The sequence below is a fragment of the Ruania zhangjianzhongii genome (assembly GCF_008000995.1).
In the GTDB taxonomy this organism is placed as follows: Bacteria; Actinomycetota; Actinomycetes; order Actinomycetales; family Beutenbergiaceae; genus Ruania; species Ruania zhangjianzhongii.
The window spans coordinates 4294593-4308169 of record NZ_CP042828.1; the positions used below are offsets into that span (position 1 = coordinate 4294593).

Below are 13577 nucleotides of genomic sequence, written 5' to 3' on the forward strand. Positions count from 1 at the left end.
ATAGAACTGACGGATAGACGGCAGCGTGTGCCTTATCTGGCACGGCCTGCCGTATATCCGTCACTGGGCACCATCCACCGTCCGGGCCAAGCGCGCCGACAGCTGCCGGCACCGGTCGATGAACTCCGGTGGGCCGAGCAGCTCGAAATCCACATCGAGGGAGAACAGCCAGCCGAGGAACTCGTCCGCGTTGTCCCAGCCCGCCCGGAGCAGGCTGTGCTGATCGCCGTCGGGGAACAGCTGCCCGGCGCTGAGGCCCACCCGGGACGCGAAGTCGGAGACCGGTCCGTGCAGCCGGACGCTCACGTCATAGCGGTACGGCGACCGGCTGATCGCTTCCTGCACATAGGCGGCCACGTCACCGGCGGGCAGGTCGCGTGGTGTGAACCGGGCCCGCTGGGACGGGTGGGTACGGATTCGATCTGCCCGGAACGTCCGCCAATCTCCGCGCCGGGTGTCCCAGGCGACCAGATACCACCGTTGACCGGAGTCGACGAGATGGTAGGGCTCCACCACCCGGCGGATCCGCTGGCCGTCGGCCCGCGCGTACTCGAAGGAGAGTTGGCGCCGGGACGCGATCGCGGCAGAGATCTCAGTGAGGTGCTGTGGGTCGACGGCGTCCGAGGGCCTGCCGATCCTGGTGACGGCGGCTTTCAGCGTGGCGAACCGGTTGCGCAGCCGGGCGGGCAGCACCTGTTCCAGCTTGGTCAGGGCTCGCACCGAGGCCTCGGCCACTCCGGCCACCGGACTGGCGGCGACGGCGGCGAGACCGAGGGCAACCGCAAGCGCTTCGTCGTTCTCCAGCAGCAACGGCGGGAGTTGGGCGCCGGCACCCAACCGGTAGCCGCCGGCCATCCCGGCGCTGGCCTGGATCGGGTAGCCGAGCTCGCGGAGCTTGTCGATGTCACGGCGCACGGTCCGGTCGGTGACACCCATCCGCTCGGCGAGTCCGGCGCCGGTCCACTCGCGTCGCAGCTGCAGCAGCGAGAGCAGTTGCAGCAGGCGGGCCGTGGAGGACATCACCTGGTCAGCGTAGCGAACGTCTAGGACGGGAACTGTCCTAGTTCAGCGAGATCCTGGAGTACAGGCAACAGAGGACGAAAGAGGCGAAGCGACCATGACGCAGCTCACCGGTGCACCACACCACGTGTTCTGGCCGTCCCGGGTGGAGCTGAACCGGGCGGGCGCCGGTCCCCGGGCACCCCGGAGCCGGTTGCTGGTCCGGCTCGGCCGCGCGCTCGTGGCCAGCGGCGGACGGTCCAGCAGCCAGGGCATGCGGGCGCTCCATCTGCAGGCGCAGGAAGAGCGCACCCGGACCTGCGCCGCGATGCTCCGCGAAGGAATGCCGCTCTGCTGAGTGGCGCGGGAGCCTGAAGCTCTGGGCCCGCCCCCTGACCACCCGCAGTTCCGGATGCGCTGAGCAGTCCGCGGACCACCCGCAGTTCCGGATGCGCTGAGCAGTCCGCCGTCGACCACGCACCCCGGCGACGGCGACTTAGAGTAGGGCGGGTGAGCCACGATCTTCCCGCCCAGGTGTCCGAGCTGTTCGATCCGAGCCGCTGGCGGGAGGTGCCGGGCTTCGACTTCACCGACCTCACCTACCACCGCGGCGTGGACCGGTCCGGCGACCAGATGCGCGACCTGCCGGTGGTGCGGATCGCCTTCGACCGGCCCGAGGTCCGCAACGCATTCCGCCCGCACACGGTGGACGAGCTCTACCGGGCCCTGGACCACGCACGGATGAGTTCGGACGTCGCCGCCGTGCTACTCACCGGCAATGGCCCCAGCGCCAAGGACGGCGGCTGGGCGTTCTGCTCTGGTGGCGACCAGCGCATCCGCGGCCGGGACGGCTACCAGTACGAAGGCTCGACGGCTGGTGAGGTGGACCCGGCCCGCGCGGGGCGGCTGCACATCCTGGAGGTGCAGCGACTGATGCGGACCATGCCCAAGCCGGTGATCGCCGTCGTGCCCGGGTGGGCGGCCGGGGGCGGGCACAGCCTGCACGTAGTGGCCGATCTGACGCTGGCCTCGGCCGAACACGGGAAGTTCAAGCAGACCGATGCCGACGTGGGCTCGTTCGACGCCGGCTACGGGTCGGCGTTGCTGGCGAAGCAGGTCGGCGACAAGCGTGCCCGGGAGATCTTCTTCCTCGCCCGCACCTACTCCGCCGAGCAGGCCGAGGCGTGGGGGGCGATCAACGAGGCGGTGCCGCACGCGGACCTGGAAGAGCGTGCCCTGGAGTATGCGGCGATCATCGCCACCAAGTCCCCGCAGGCGATCCGGATGCTGAAGTTCGCGTTCAACCTCGCCGACGACGGTCTGGCCGGGCAGCAGGTGTTCGCCGGGGAAGCGACCCGGCTGGCGTACATGACCGACGAGGCGGTGGAGGGCCGGGACGCTTTCCTGCAGCGGCGCGAGCCGGACTGGGCAGACTTCCCGTACTACTACTGAGCGGTTTAGTCGGCGACCCGACGGCGCGCCCGCGCCTTGGCGACGACCGCGTGCGGCGCCCGGCTGCGGGTGCTCACCCCTCGCTCTCCGTCGGAGGCACCCGGCACGACCGGAGGCTTTCCGCCGCTGACCTCCGACCGCCGCACTTCCCTCCGGTCGACCGATCCGCTCCGAGACCCACAACCCTTTCCGAATCTGTCACAACACTACCGCTTTCGGTATGGTTGTGACATGGCCCTCGCACCGAAGTATCGAAACATCGTGCGTGAGATTGCGCTCGACCACTACGGGTACGTCACGACGAAGGAGGCGGTCGCGGCCGGGATTCCAGCAGTCGAACTCCCCAAACTCGCCGCACGAGGGGGCTTGGATAACGTCGCCTATGGCTTGTACCGGGTGCCGGATATTCCGCCGACTGACTTCGACCAGTTTGCCGAGGCACTCCTTCGTGTGGGCGAGGGAGCATACCTCCATGGCGAGTCGGTACTCGCGTTGTTCAGACTGTCCGACGTCAACCCTCGTCGGGTCCGCGTGGCAATCCGCCGACGCGCCCGACCTCAACTCCCGGCGTTCGTCGAGTTGACCCAGGCGAAGGAGGACGTGCCAACGACGCTCTACGCGGGCCTGGAGGCTCAACCGGTAGCCGACGCGATCCTGGAGTGCCGGGGACGCATCGAGACTGAGCGCCTGCGGGCTGCCGCCGAGCAGGCGCGCGCTGAAGGGTTGTTGACCACGACCGAGTGGCAGCGGGTAAGGAAGGGGCTGCGGCCATGAGCTACATCGGCGATGCCGACGAGCCTGAGGTGCAGCTTGCAGCCGATCTCGCTGGGCTATTGACCGAGGTTGGGCTCGAAGAACCCAGGCCCGTGCGCGCGATCCGGGTCGACCACCAGATCGCGCAGAAACTCCACGCGATTTCCGAGGCCGGAAGCGAACGGGCCCATGACCTCGTCGACCTCCAGCTTCTGGATCGAGGGGAGGACCTTGACCTTCCTCAGGTCCGGGCGACCTGCGTACGACTCTTCGAGTACCGGCAGCAGCACACCTGGCCACCGGTCATCGTGGTGGGCAATGGTTGGGACACTCTCTATGCCGCCGCAGTCGATGACATCGACGTCGTGCCCGAGATCGCGGAGGCCGTCCGCTGGGCCAACGCCTTCATCGAGCGGATCGAGGCGGCCGGGCCATGTCTGCCTGTGTGACAGATGTGCGGCAAGACGATCAGGCACCAGCGGTCACGTTCACGTGCCCGTCACGTTTGCACAGGTCAACCGCACAGCACCAACTGGTGCCGACGACCGCCACTGACTGTGTCGCGCCCTCCGCTATCACCGATTCCGTCGGAGGCACCTGGTGCGATCGGAGGCTGTCCGCGCTGACCTCCGACCGCCGCACCTCCCTCAGACCGACCCGTCACCGCTCGCCCAGGCGAGTCCGGCCTCCGCCAGCCCACCGATGGCACCCGCGCCCCACTCGCCCTCCGCCGGACTGCGTTGGCCGGAGTCAGCGCCCGTCACGGTGAGCGCGACCCGGGCACCATGCCCGGTACCCTCGCCGAACTCGAGGGTCAGGTGGTCGCCGGGCACGTCCGGCGCCAAGTCGAGGGCGAGGCGATGCGGCTCCTCGGCGTGGGTCACGTAGCCGAGCACCACCTCGGGTGCCTGTGCCGGCGTCATCGGTTCGCCGACGGCGGGAGCTCGCCGCTGCTGCAGTGTCACCAGATCTGTGCCGAACCAGGCGTTCCAGGCCACCTGGGCCGGGCAGACGAGCTGGCGCTCGTAACGCAGCGTCCAGCCGCACTCGTCCTCTGTCACGTCGGGTCGGTCCAGACCGAACCGGCTGACCAGCTCTTCGTGCCGAGCAAAGCCGGGCTCCGCCGTCGGCATCTCTGTCCCGGCGATCAGCGCGGCCAGGCCGCCGATACAGGTCTCCCAGCCGGTGGCGAAGCTGGCAGCGCCGGCGCGGTCGTCGAAGACGTGCGCCAATGTGAACTGCGTGCCGTCTCCTTCGGCGGTCAGGGTGAAGGTGAACTGGTCGCTGCCCCAGGTAAAGACGAGCAGCCCCGGCGCCTGCACCGTGTCGACGACGCCGACCGCCTCCGCCCCGTCAAAACCCGGGAACCGCATCGCACCGCCGGGGGTCAGCTCGAGCTCCACCGGCGCCGGGAACCACTGGGACAGGTGCACCGGCTCAGTGACGGCCCGCCACACCTTCTCGATGGGGTGTGGGAAGTGCCGCTCGACCACTACTCGGAATCCCCCGTCCCGCTCCTCGAACGTGGTCATGATCCCGCTCCTGGTTCATCGCTGTGGGTAAGATCCGGCATCGCGTCGAGGTGGGCACCGAGGTCGTCCAACCGGGACTCCCACATCCACCGGTAGGGCGCGAGCCACTCGTCAAGCTCGACCAGCGGCTGGCTGCGCAGGGTGTACCAGCGCCGGGGGCCGTCGATCCTGGCCTGCACCAACCCGGCCTCCCGCAGTACGCGCAGATGCTTGGACACCGAGGCCTGGGCCAGGCCCAGAGCCTCAGCGAGATCGCCGACCAGTTGCTCACCCGCCCGCAGCCGGTCCAGGATCGCGCGCCGCGCGGGCTGCGCGACTACCTCGAACGTGGATGCCATAGCCTCAATATGCTGCATACGGCACATTCCTGTCAAGGCATACAGGAGGTGGCTCGGCTCAATGCGCACTTGAGGCATTCGGCACGGCGCCCGGGTGCCCACCACGCATTCGGCAGTGCGCCCGGTGCGTCGATACCCGGGAGCACTACTGAGTGCAGGAAGTAACGACTGATTCGATTCAACCTGGATCGGATGGGATGGGATGGGGCGGGGTGGGGTGGGACGGCGCCGGGTGGGTTGCGGGTGCGGTCGCTCAGCCGACGAAGTAGGTGAGGGTGGCGTGGATGGCGAAGCCGATCAGTGCCGCGGCGCCGGCGAAGATGCCGAGCACGGCGAGCAGGGACAGGCCGGCGGTGAGCACGCTGGCACCCGCGGACTGCTGCGGGGCATCGGCACCGGTGGGGATATCGACGGGGCGGGAAGGGTGGATCGTTGTCATGTATCGATCCTGCGCCGGGGCAAGGGTCCGGCGCATCGGCCCGTCGGCCCGTCCTGAGCACTCGGGTATCCCCCTGATGGCGCACCTGGGCATCAGCCTGTAGGTGGACCTGGCAAAATAATGCTGTGGACTTCGCCTGGGGTGGTGCTATCGCCCTGGTGACGATCGTCCTGGTGGCCCGGTTCTCCACGAAGCTCGGTCTGGCGGCGCCACTGGTCCTGGTGGTGGTCGGGGTGGTGTTCAGCCTGATCCCCGGGACCCCGCCGATCGAGGTGGAGCCGGAGTGGATCCTGGTCGGCGTGCTGCCGCCGCTACTGTATTCGGCGGCCGTCACCGTGCCGATCATGGACATGCGCCGCAACCTCAAGGCGATCACCAGCCTGTCCGTGGTGTTGGTGATGGTGAGCACCGCCATCTCCGGATTCGTGCTCTACCTGGTGTTCCCAGACCTGGAGCTCGCCCCCGCTTTCGCCCTCGGTGCGGTGATCAGCCCTCCCGACGCTGTGGCGGCCACCTCGGTGGGAAAGCGCCTCGGTCTCCCACCCCGGCTGGTGGCGGTGCTCGAGGGTGAAGGGCTGGTCAACGACGCGACCGCCCTGGTGCTGTTGCGCACCGCGATCGCCGCCGCGGCCACGACGGTGACGTTCTGGGGTGTGCTCGGCGATTTCCTGCTCGCAGTAGCCGTCGCGATCGGGGTCGGGCTGGTGATCGGCTACCTGGCGGTGACGGTCCGGTCTCGGCTGCACAACCCGGTGCTGACCACTGTGGTCTCGTTCGCGGTGCCATTCCTGGCCTATCTGCCGGCCGAGCACTTCCGCGCCTCCGGGGTGCTGTCGGTGGTGATCGCCGGTCTGGTCACCGGGCACCGCGGTGCCAAGCTGCTCAGCGCGCAGGACCGGATCAGTGAACGGCTGAACTGGCGCACGATCCAGTTCGTGCTGGAGAACGGCGTGTTCCTGCTCCTCGGCGTGGAGCTGAAGCCGTTGGTGGAGGCGGTCCAGGAGGATCAGCTGGGCGTCGGGTCAGCAGTGTTGATCGGCTTGCTCGCCACGGTGGTGCTGATCGTGGTGCGGGTGCTGTTCATGATCCCGCTGATCGCCATGCTGCGCCGCGACACCCGCCGGGCGGAGCGGCAGGGGTCGAGGCTGGAGTCGATGGCCGACCGGATGAATCAGATGGAGGCCAGCGACGAACGGATCCGCGCCCGGCTCGCGCACGGGCGGCGGTTCATCGCCCGGCGGCAGGCGGATCTCGATTTCGCCACCTCCCAGGGGCTGGCCTGGCGCGGCGGGGCGGTGCTTGCCTGGGCTGGGATGCGCGGCGTGATCACCCTGGCTGCCGCGCAAACTCTGCCTCGGGACCTGCCGTATCGGCCCCAGCTGATCCTGGTGGCGTTCACCGTCGCTGTCGTCACCCTGCTGCTGCACGGGAGCACATTGCCAGCGGTGATCAAACGCCTCCGGCTGCGCGGTACCGATGCCGATGCGCACCGCGAGGAGCTCGCCAGTCTGCTGGACGAGATCACCGAAGCCGGGCTGGCGGCGATCAGCGACGAGGCGCTGTCCGCGGCTGACGAGGAGGTGGATGCCAAGGTGCTCAAACGCGTCCGGGGCGAAGCCCAGCTGCGGGTGGCTGCTGCCCGCCAGGCCGAGACCGACGAGACGTATACGCAGTACCGGGCGCTGCGCCGTCGTGCTCTGGACGCTGAACGCGGTGTCCTGCTCGAGGCACGCTCGATCGGTGCCCGCAGCTCCGAAGTGCTCGCCGAGGCGCAGACCCTGCTGGACCAGGAGGAGTCCCGCCTCTGGCAGAACCCCGGGCACTGATCGCTCCGGGCTGGCACCGAAGCCCCAGCCTCGAACCCGGGTCACCGGCCCGAGCAGGCCCGGGACACCGACCCACCAGCCCGAACGGGCCCGCGTCACCGGCCCGAACCGGGCCCGCGCTCAGCTGCGGCGCCGCCGCCGAACAAGCACCACTGCACCAGCAATCAGCCCGGCGCCGACCAGTCCGCCGGCCACCACGGCACCCGCGCCCAACCCACCGGAGCCGGCCCCACCACCTGCCGCACCACCACCGGCGACCTCGACCAGCGAGCAGTCATCGCCGTTCACCCACCGGTCGCCGCCCTCGAAGCTGGTGGCGATGTACACCTCGAGGTTCTCCGCATCGCCGGAGTCCACAGTGCCAGTGAGCTGCTGCCACCCGTCCAGATCGGTGAACTCCACGGCCAGCTCGCCCCCGGAGCCGGAGGGCGGGCGAGCGCCGAGCTCCCCGGGGCCGCTCGCTCCCCCGGTCCGCAACCAGCAGGTCAGCCGGTACTCGGTGTCCGGGCGCACGGCCACGGTCTGCGCCACCTCCGCCGATCCCTGAGTGTCCCGGAGCCAGAACTGGTGCGCGCCGAGCTTGGCCTGGTCGATCGCCACATCGATACCGCCGGTTCCGGTCAGCTGCCAGGGGCCCTGCCCCAGCTCGGTGGATCGTTCGAAGCTGGGATCGGCGAGCAGGTTCGGCCGGATGAGCCTGCCGTCGGCGTCGTACTCGGCGTGCATCAGCGTCACGTTGTACCCACCCCACACGGTCATCGCCAGGTAGAGCTCGCCGCTGGCGGACCAGGGGTGGACGTAGCCGCCGTAGAGGCCGGGATAGTCGGCCGAGCTGGCCAGCACCTGAGGCTCGGTCCAGGGCCCGGTCGGGGTGGTGGCGGTGCGTAGCACGAGGTCAATGTCCTCGTTCAGGTAGACCATCAGCCAGAGTCCGGTCTCGGCGTCCCGGTGCACGGAGAGCTCGGCCACGCTCGGCCCGAGGAGCGGCTCCAGGTCCGCCAGATCAGCGGACCAGCCATCACCGGTGTAGTACTCGTACGCGCCCTGGTCGCCCACGGCATCGGTGGCCACCCGGGCCAGGTGCGCGGGGCCGAACCTCCCGTTCGGGGTGCCGAACACGTACAGCGAGTCGCCGTCGCGGGCGAAGGCGTGCATCTGAAACGGGTGGCTGCCCTCGGCGTCGTTCTCCCACCGGGGCATCCCGTCGCTGCTCCAGGTCTGCCCGCCGTCGTCGGAGTAGTGCAGCTGAGCGAAGTTCGTCCACCACTGCCCCGGATCGCCCCACTCCCGCACGGACATCGCGGACAGGTACTGCCGCCCATCGATCGCGATTCCCGCGGTCGGGATGACGGTGTGCTCCTCGCCCGGGATCTTCGCCGAGCCGACGATCTCACCGGCGTGGCCGGGTGCGTCCTCGAGCGCCCAGTCGAAGGACATCCCATCGGACAGCTCGGCGTCGGTGGAGCGCAGCAGCACGTTGGAGCGCCAGTCCTGGCCACCGCCACCATCGCCGGACCAGTCACCGAAGGTGTCGCCGAACGCGGTGAGCACACCACCGTCGCCGTCGTCCCACATGATGCCCAGGTCGGTGCCCTCGATCTGCCACTGCGCGGCAGTGTCGGTCACGGCGCCGGTACCGGTCATCTCCTCCACCAGCACCGCACTCGATCCGGACTCCGAGGCGGAGGCCCCTCCGGCGGCGGCCAGGCTCATCGCGACCACTCCTCCCATGATCAGTGTGGCCGGTCGGGTCCTGCTCACCGGACCGCTCCCGGAACTCTCACCGTCTCCCCCGGGCCGATCCGGAGGTCGACGGCGGAGCTCGGGTGGCCGTCCACGCTCAGCTGGTCGATGGCGAGCTCTCCGTACCTGCCGGTCAGGCTCAGGCCGTCGGCGCTGGCCTCGGCGGTGCCCCAGCCGGTATGGGTGAGCACCGGGAACGCGCCGCCGGCCGGGGGCCGGCGCAGCGCCAGCGCTGCGGTGGTGGCATCCCAGCTGTGCTCGGTCAGCGCTTCCAGCACGCTCCAGCCGGCGAGGGCGCGCACGTAGTGGTCGCCGCACTCCACCTGGTTGTAGGGGTTGCGCCGGCGGCCGTCGTAGCGGGACCAGAGACCGTCGAGGATCGCGTGCCCCTCCTCCGCCAGCCCTTCGGCCAGGCAGTGCGCGGCCACCTGGTTCTCGGTGCCGGTCCACACCTCGTCGCAGTACCGGGTGGGGATCTCGGGGCGGCCGCCGTCCGGCCAGGTGCACATCAGCAGCCCGGTCTCACGGCCGTCGGCGAACACCCGGTAGCCATTGTCGAAGTCGGTGAAATCGGTGCGCAGGTTGTGCCGGACCACGGCCCGCAGCGCGGTGCGCACATGCTCGGCGGGCAGCAGGTAGCCGAGGCCGAGCTGGTGCGCCCACCACTGCCCGATCAGCTGGTCGGACAGGCAGCCGCGGCCCCACTGGAACTGTTCCGGGTCGCCATCCTCGAGCACCTGGACATAGAAGTCGCCGGTGAACAGCTGCTCGTCGTAGCGCCGGGACCCGGCCTCGAAGCGCTCCCGCCAGCCGGCAGCAGCCTCCTGCTCGCCGAGCAGCAGAGCCATCTCCTCCGCGGCGCGCAGCGCGGCCAGCCAGAGGGTGCCCATGAACGAGTTCACCCCGGCCAGGTCGATGTCGTGGGTGGAGGGCTGGATGCCGTGCAGCACCCCGGTCTGCTCCGGGTCCCACCGCTCGGCCACGTAGCCGAGCAGCCGCTGCGGCTGGGGCCAGTACCGGGCCAGCCAGTCCTGCCCGGCGCCGGTACGTACCTCCCGGTAGGTCTTCAGCACGGTGCCGAGCATCCCGTCCAGGGCCGGTTCCCCCGGTCCGCCGATCTCCCGGTCCCACAGCTGCGGGGTGTGCAGCGGGAGCAGCAGCCGGTGCGGGATGAAGCCGGCCGGTGCCTGCAGCACGTCGAGCTCGAGCTCGCGCATGTCCCGCTCCAGCTCGGGGAACAGCTTGGCCACCCCTTGGGCGTAGTTGAACACGTGGGTGCAGTTCAGCGGGCAGGAACCGCCCACGTCCCCGGACCACATCCGGGTGGAGGCTCCGTGCACCCCCTCGAAACCATAGAAGTGACCGTCCGCGGTGCGGAAGAACGTCGGGCTGCGCACGATCGCCGCCTGCGCGGCCAGATGTTCCACCGCGCCCGCGCGCAGAGCCCCGGTACTGAGGACGTCGGTCCAGTCCCGGGAGAGCTGCTCCAGCTCGTCCCACTCGGTCTGCACCCGTTCGGCCACGGCCAGAGCGTCGGGATACCGGGTGCTGTAATGGTTGCCGAGCCAGGACCGGCTCGGCCCCCACTCCGGGCGGATACCGCCGAACTGGGTGAAGTTCACATACCGGTTCGGGAAGTGCCAGGCCAAGGCGAACCGTACGGTCGTGGTCTCGCCGGGGGCCAGGGAGAACTGGCTGACCAGCCCGCCGTTCCAGGTGGACCCTGCTGGGCTGGGCCCGGCCTGGACCCAGGTGCCGGTGGGTTGCGGATCGGCCACCTCACCCGGCAGGTGCGTCCAGTCGTCGGGGCCGAACGGTTGCCGGGAGCCGAGGAAGTCGAGCAGCTGCCGCGGGCTGGTCCAGGCCGGGAGTGCACTGGCGGGCGCGCCGCTGGTGCTGAGCACCATCTGCCCGGCACCGGGGTGCAGCTCGGGCAGCGTGTGGTTCTCCAGCACCAGGGACGTCCAGCCGCCGGCCCGGTGGATCCGGTTGGTGTTGCCGCCGTACCCGGGGTGACCCACACCATCGGGTGGCACGACCCCGTCACCACCGACCGCGTTCTGCAGCCCGGCCCCGAACCAGCCGTGCACGTGTATGCTGTCGGTGTTCGTGACCGTGAAGGTGAACAGCGCCGCCGGCAGCGAGCTGCGGTCCACATCGAGCGGCACCAACGGAGTGAACGCCTCGAGCGAGATCTGCACCGGCAGGGTGTCGTCGTGGTACTCCACCCGACCGAACGGATAGGTGCCGGAGAACGTGGTGGAGGAAACGCCGTCGGCCTGGTGCAGCAGCTCGCGCTGCCAAGCCGGCACCTCATCATCGGTGACCAGCGGTGTGCTCGTGCTGCCCGCCGGCGCCGGTGGAGCCTGCAGCACGCGGACGGCATCGAACGGTGGCTCCCACTGGGAGACGCGGACGGCGAAGAACGAGCCAGGCAGCTCGCCGCGGTGGTTGCCGACGTTCTGCAGCTGCCACTGCCGCAGACCTCCGTCCGCCGTCAAGGCCAGATTGCCGGTGCCGATCCCGCCGAGCGGTAGCGCCACGTGCCGCCCCTCGGTGTGCGGGATCCGCCGTGCCTGGTATCCGTGGTTCATCGGTCCCCTTCCCGGCGCCTCATTTCAGGCCGGCCATCTTGATGTTGGCGATGATCTGCCGCTGGAACACCAGGAACACCAGCACCACCGGGGCAGCTGCGAGCGCGGAGCCGGCCATCAGCATGCCCAGCTCGGAGGAGCGCTCGGAGCGGAACGCCGCCAGGTACTGCTGGATCTGGTAGAGCTCCGGGGAGGTGATCGTCATGATCGGCCACACGTAGGAGTTCCAGAAGGTCAGGAACGAGGTCACCCCGACCACCACGAACGGGGCCTTGGACATCGGCAAGAAGATCCGCAGATAGACCCCCCAGCGGCCGCAGCCGTCGATCAGTGCGGCCTCCTCCAGGCTCCGCGGCACGTTCAGGTAGAACTGCCGGATGAAGAACACGTGGATGGCGGCAGCGGCCCCGGGCAGCACCAGCACGGCGAGGGTGTCCAGCATCTGCAGCTTGGTGACCATGATGAACGAGGTGAGCAGGATGGTCATCCCGGGGATGAACATCGTGGTGATGACCACCACCCACAGCGTGCGTTTGAGCTGGAACTCCAACCGGGCGAAGGCGTAGGCCGCCATCGAGTTCACCGTCAGGGACAGCAGCGTGAACAGCACCGCGCCCAGTGCGGTGACCCCCAGAGAGCGCAGGAACACCGGATCGGCAAGGATCTGGGTGTAGTTCTCGGTGTTCCAGACCTCGGGGAAGAACTGGAACGGAGTCCGCACTACCTCGGTCTTGGTCTTGAACCCGGCGATCACCATCCACGCCAACGGGAACAGCGCGAGCACCACGAAGAACATCCCGGCGATCGCCTTCAGCGTGCCGGCCAGCCAGCGGCGGGGCCGGCGCCGGGGGGTGTCGGTGTCCGGTGCCAGACCCCCCGAGGTCGGCGGGGTGAGGGTGGCGTTCTGGGTCATCAGTCCACCAACTTCTCGGAGTTGAGCACACGGAAGATCAGCGCCGAGACGGATCCGAGCACCACGAACAGCAGCAGCGCGGCGGCGATCGAGTAGCCGACGTACGGGTCACCGCGGAAGTGGTTGAAGATGAACAGGTTCGGCAGCTCGGTGGAGGACATCGGACCGCCGCTGGTCATGATCAGCGGCAGCTCGAACTGCTGGATCGAGGCGACGAACCCGGTGATGATCAGGTACAACAGCACGTTCTTCAGCTGCGGGATGGTGATGTAGATCGTCTTCTGCCACCAGTTCGCACCCTCGACGTCCGCGGATTCGTAGAAGCTCGCCGGGATGTCGAGCATGCCGGCGATCATGATCAGGCAGGTGAGGCCCATCCCGAGCCAGACGGCGGGGGCTGCGATCGCCGCCAGCGCCAGCTTCGGATCGCCCAACCAGGCCTGCCCGGGCAGGTCGAGCGAGCCGAGCACGGCGTTCAGGATGCCGCCGGAGTAGTCGTAGATGATGGTGAAGATCACCGAAGTGATCACCCCGGAGATGATCGTCGGGATGTAGATGCTCACCTTGAGCACATCGGCGAACCTGCGGTTCACCGCGGTGGCCAGCGAGGCGAACAGGAACGCACCGATCAGCTGGATCGGCAGCGTCATCGCCACGAACTGCAGCCCGAGGAGGATGGAGGCGCGGAACTTCGGGTCGGTGAGCACATCGGTGAAGTTCTTCACCCCGACGAACTCCGACTCCTCGTAGAAGCTCCAGTCGTAGAAGCTCAGCACCGTCGCCTGGATGGCCGGGTAGATCACGAAGATGCCGAGCATGATGACGATCGGGGCGATCATCACGTACGCCATCACGTTGTCCGGGTAGCGCTTCTTGTTCGAGTTCGCCACCTGGTAGGTGGGCGTTCGTCCTCTGGCCATCCCTCACCTCTCCTTGGTCCCGGGCCGGGGCAGCGGTGCCGCGCCCCCCGGCCCGGGGTCAGTACCGG

General features: G+C 69.0%; 13 protein-coding genes. 5 read left to right on the top strand and 8 right to left on the bottom strand.

All coding sequences use genetic code 11. The annotated features are described in order from the left end of the window. Nucleotides 1-60: 60 nt before the first annotated feature. Nucleotides 61-1023, bottom strand: coding sequence for a helix-turn-helix transcriptional regulator (locus FU260_RS19855; RefSeq protein ID WP_147918618.1), 963 nt, complete (start codon nucleotides 1021-1023; stop codon nucleotides 61-63). Between the two features lie 94 nt (nucleotides 1024-1117). Between FU260_RS19855 and FU260_RS19860 the strand changes: the two genes are divergently transcribed. The 4 genes from FU260_RS19860 to FU260_RS19875 all read left to right on the top strand — a co-directional run bounded on the left by FU260_RS19860 (nucleotide 1118) and on the right by FU260_RS19875 (nucleotide 3653). Then, entirely contained in the window at nucleotides 1118-1357 is a 240-nt protein-coding gene (locus FU260_RS19860) for a hypothetical protein (protein WP_147918619.1), read from the top strand. Nucleotides 1358-1509: 152 nt separating this feature from the next. After that, complete coding sequence (locus tag FU260_RS19865) at nucleotides 1510-2451, top strand: 1,4-dihydroxy-2-naphthoyl-CoA synthase (protein WP_147918620.1); 942 nt, start codon at nucleotides 1510-1512, stop codon at nucleotides 2449-2451. Nucleotides 2452-2682: 231 nt separating this feature from the next. Next, complete coding sequence (locus tag FU260_RS19870; RefSeq protein ID WP_147918621.1) at nucleotides 2683-3225, top strand: type IV toxin-antitoxin system AbiEi family antitoxin domain-containing protein; 543 nt, start codon at nucleotides 2683-2685, stop codon at nucleotides 3223-3225. Next, entirely contained in the window at nucleotides 3222-3653 is a 432-nt protein-coding gene (locus FU260_RS19875) for a nucleotidyl transferase AbiEii/AbiGii toxin family protein (protein ID WP_147918622.1), read from the top strand. The genes FU260_RS19870 and FU260_RS19875 overlap by 4 nt, the downstream gene beginning before the upstream one ends. 198 nt (nucleotides 3654-3851) lie before the next feature. On the opposite strand, the gene FU260_RS19880 is transcribed toward FU260_RS19875, so the two are convergent. The 3 genes from FU260_RS19880 to FU260_RS19890 form a co-directional block, all read right to left on the bottom strand. Then, nucleotides 3852-4736 carry an SRPBCC family protein gene (locus FU260_RS19880; RefSeq protein WP_147918623.1) on the bottom strand — a complete coding sequence of 295 codons (885 nt, stop codon included), beginning with the start codon at nucleotides 4734-4736 and terminating at the stop codon, nucleotides 3852-3854. Next, nucleotides 4733-5074, bottom strand: a complete 342-nt coding sequence (locus FU260_RS19885) for an ArsR/SmtB family transcription factor (protein WP_147918624.1) — start codon at nucleotides 5072-5074, stop codon at nucleotides 4733-4735. The genes FU260_RS19880 and FU260_RS19885 overlap by 4 nt, the downstream gene beginning before the upstream one ends. Nucleotides 5075-5327: 253 nt before the next feature. Continuing rightward, on the bottom strand, nucleotides 5328-5513 hold the full coding sequence (locus FU260_RS19890) for a hypothetical protein (protein ID WP_147918625.1): 186 nt from the start codon (nucleotides 5511-5513) through the stop codon (nucleotides 5328-5330). A gap of 125 nt (nucleotides 5514-5638) precedes the next feature. Between FU260_RS19890 and FU260_RS19895 the strand changes: the two genes are divergently transcribed. Beyond that, nucleotides 5639-7339 (top strand): cation:proton antiporter, encoded by a 1701-nt coding sequence (locus FU260_RS19895; RefSeq protein ID WP_147918626.1) that lies wholly within the window; start codon nucleotides 5639-5641, stop codon nucleotides 7337-7339. A 120-nt stretch (nucleotides 7340-7459) separates the two neighbouring features. Here FU260_RS19895 and FU260_RS19900 read toward each other — a convergent pair whose 3' ends face one another. From FU260_RS19900 to FU260_RS19915, 4 genes are read right to left on the bottom strand one after another with little or no spacing between them, the layout of a single operon-like run. Continuing rightward, nucleotides 7460-9100 (bottom strand): glycoside hydrolase family 183 protein, encoded by a 1641-nt coding sequence (locus FU260_RS19900; RefSeq protein WP_147918627.1) that lies wholly within the window; start codon nucleotides 9098-9100, stop codon nucleotides 7460-7462. Continuing rightward, nucleotides 9097-11676, bottom strand: coding sequence for a GH116 family glycosyl-hydrolase (locus FU260_RS19905; RefSeq protein ID WP_147918628.1), 2580 nt, complete (start codon nucleotides 11674-11676; stop codon nucleotides 9097-9099). The genes FU260_RS19900 and FU260_RS19905 overlap by 4 nt, the downstream gene beginning before the upstream one ends. A gap of 19 nt (nucleotides 11677-11695) precedes the next feature. Beyond that, complete coding sequence (locus tag FU260_RS19910; protein WP_147918629.1) at nucleotides 11696-12589, bottom strand: carbohydrate ABC transporter permease; 894 nt, start codon at nucleotides 12587-12589, stop codon at nucleotides 11696-11698. Next, nucleotides 12589-13509, bottom strand: a complete 921-nt coding sequence (locus FU260_RS19915; RefSeq protein WP_147918630.1) for a carbohydrate ABC transporter permease — start codon at nucleotides 13507-13509, stop codon at nucleotides 12589-12591. Before FU260_RS19915 ends, FU260_RS19910 begins: the two co-directional genes overlap by 1 nt. Nucleotides 13510-13577: the final 68 nt, after the last annotated feature.

What these genes read in the sequence shown, in the direction of transcription:
- FU260_RS19860 (WP_147918619.1), top strand. Translation starts at nt 1,118, where the DNA reads ATGACGCAGCTCACCGGTGCACCACACCACGTGTTCTGGCCGTCCCGG.
- FU260_RS19870 (WP_147918621.1), top strand. Translation starts at nt 2,683, where the DNA reads ATGGCCCTCGCACCGAAGTATCGAAACATCGTGCGTGAGATTGCGCTC.
- FU260_RS19875 (WP_147918622.1), top strand. Translation starts at nt 3,222, where the DNA reads ATGAGCTACATCGGCGATGCCGACGAGCCTGAGGTGCAGCTTGCAGCC.
- FU260_RS19880 (WP_147918623.1), bottom strand. Translation starts at nt 4,736, where the DNA reads ATGACCACGTTCGAGGAGCGGGACGGGGGATTCCGAGTAGTGGTCGAG.
- FU260_RS19885 (WP_147918624.1), bottom strand. Translation starts at nt 5,074, where the DNA reads ATGGCATCCACGTTCGAGGTAGTCGCGCAGCCCGCGCGGCGCGCGATC.
- FU260_RS19890 (WP_147918625.1), bottom strand. Translation starts at nt 5,513, where the DNA reads ATGACAACGATCCACCCTTCCCGCCCCGTCGATATCCCCACCGGTGCC.
- FU260_RS19905 (WP_147918628.1), bottom strand. Translation starts at nt 11,676, where the DNA reads ATGAACCACGGATACCAGGCACGGCGGATCCCGCACACCGAGGGGCGG.
- FU260_RS19910 (WP_147918629.1), bottom strand. Translation starts at nt 12,589, where the DNA reads ATGACCCAGAACGCCACCCTCACCCCGCCGACCTCGGGGGGTCTGGCA.
- FU260_RS19915 (WP_147918630.1), bottom strand. Translation starts at nt 13,509, where the DNA reads ATGGCCAGAGGACGAACGCCCACCTACCAGGTGGCGAACTCGAACAAG.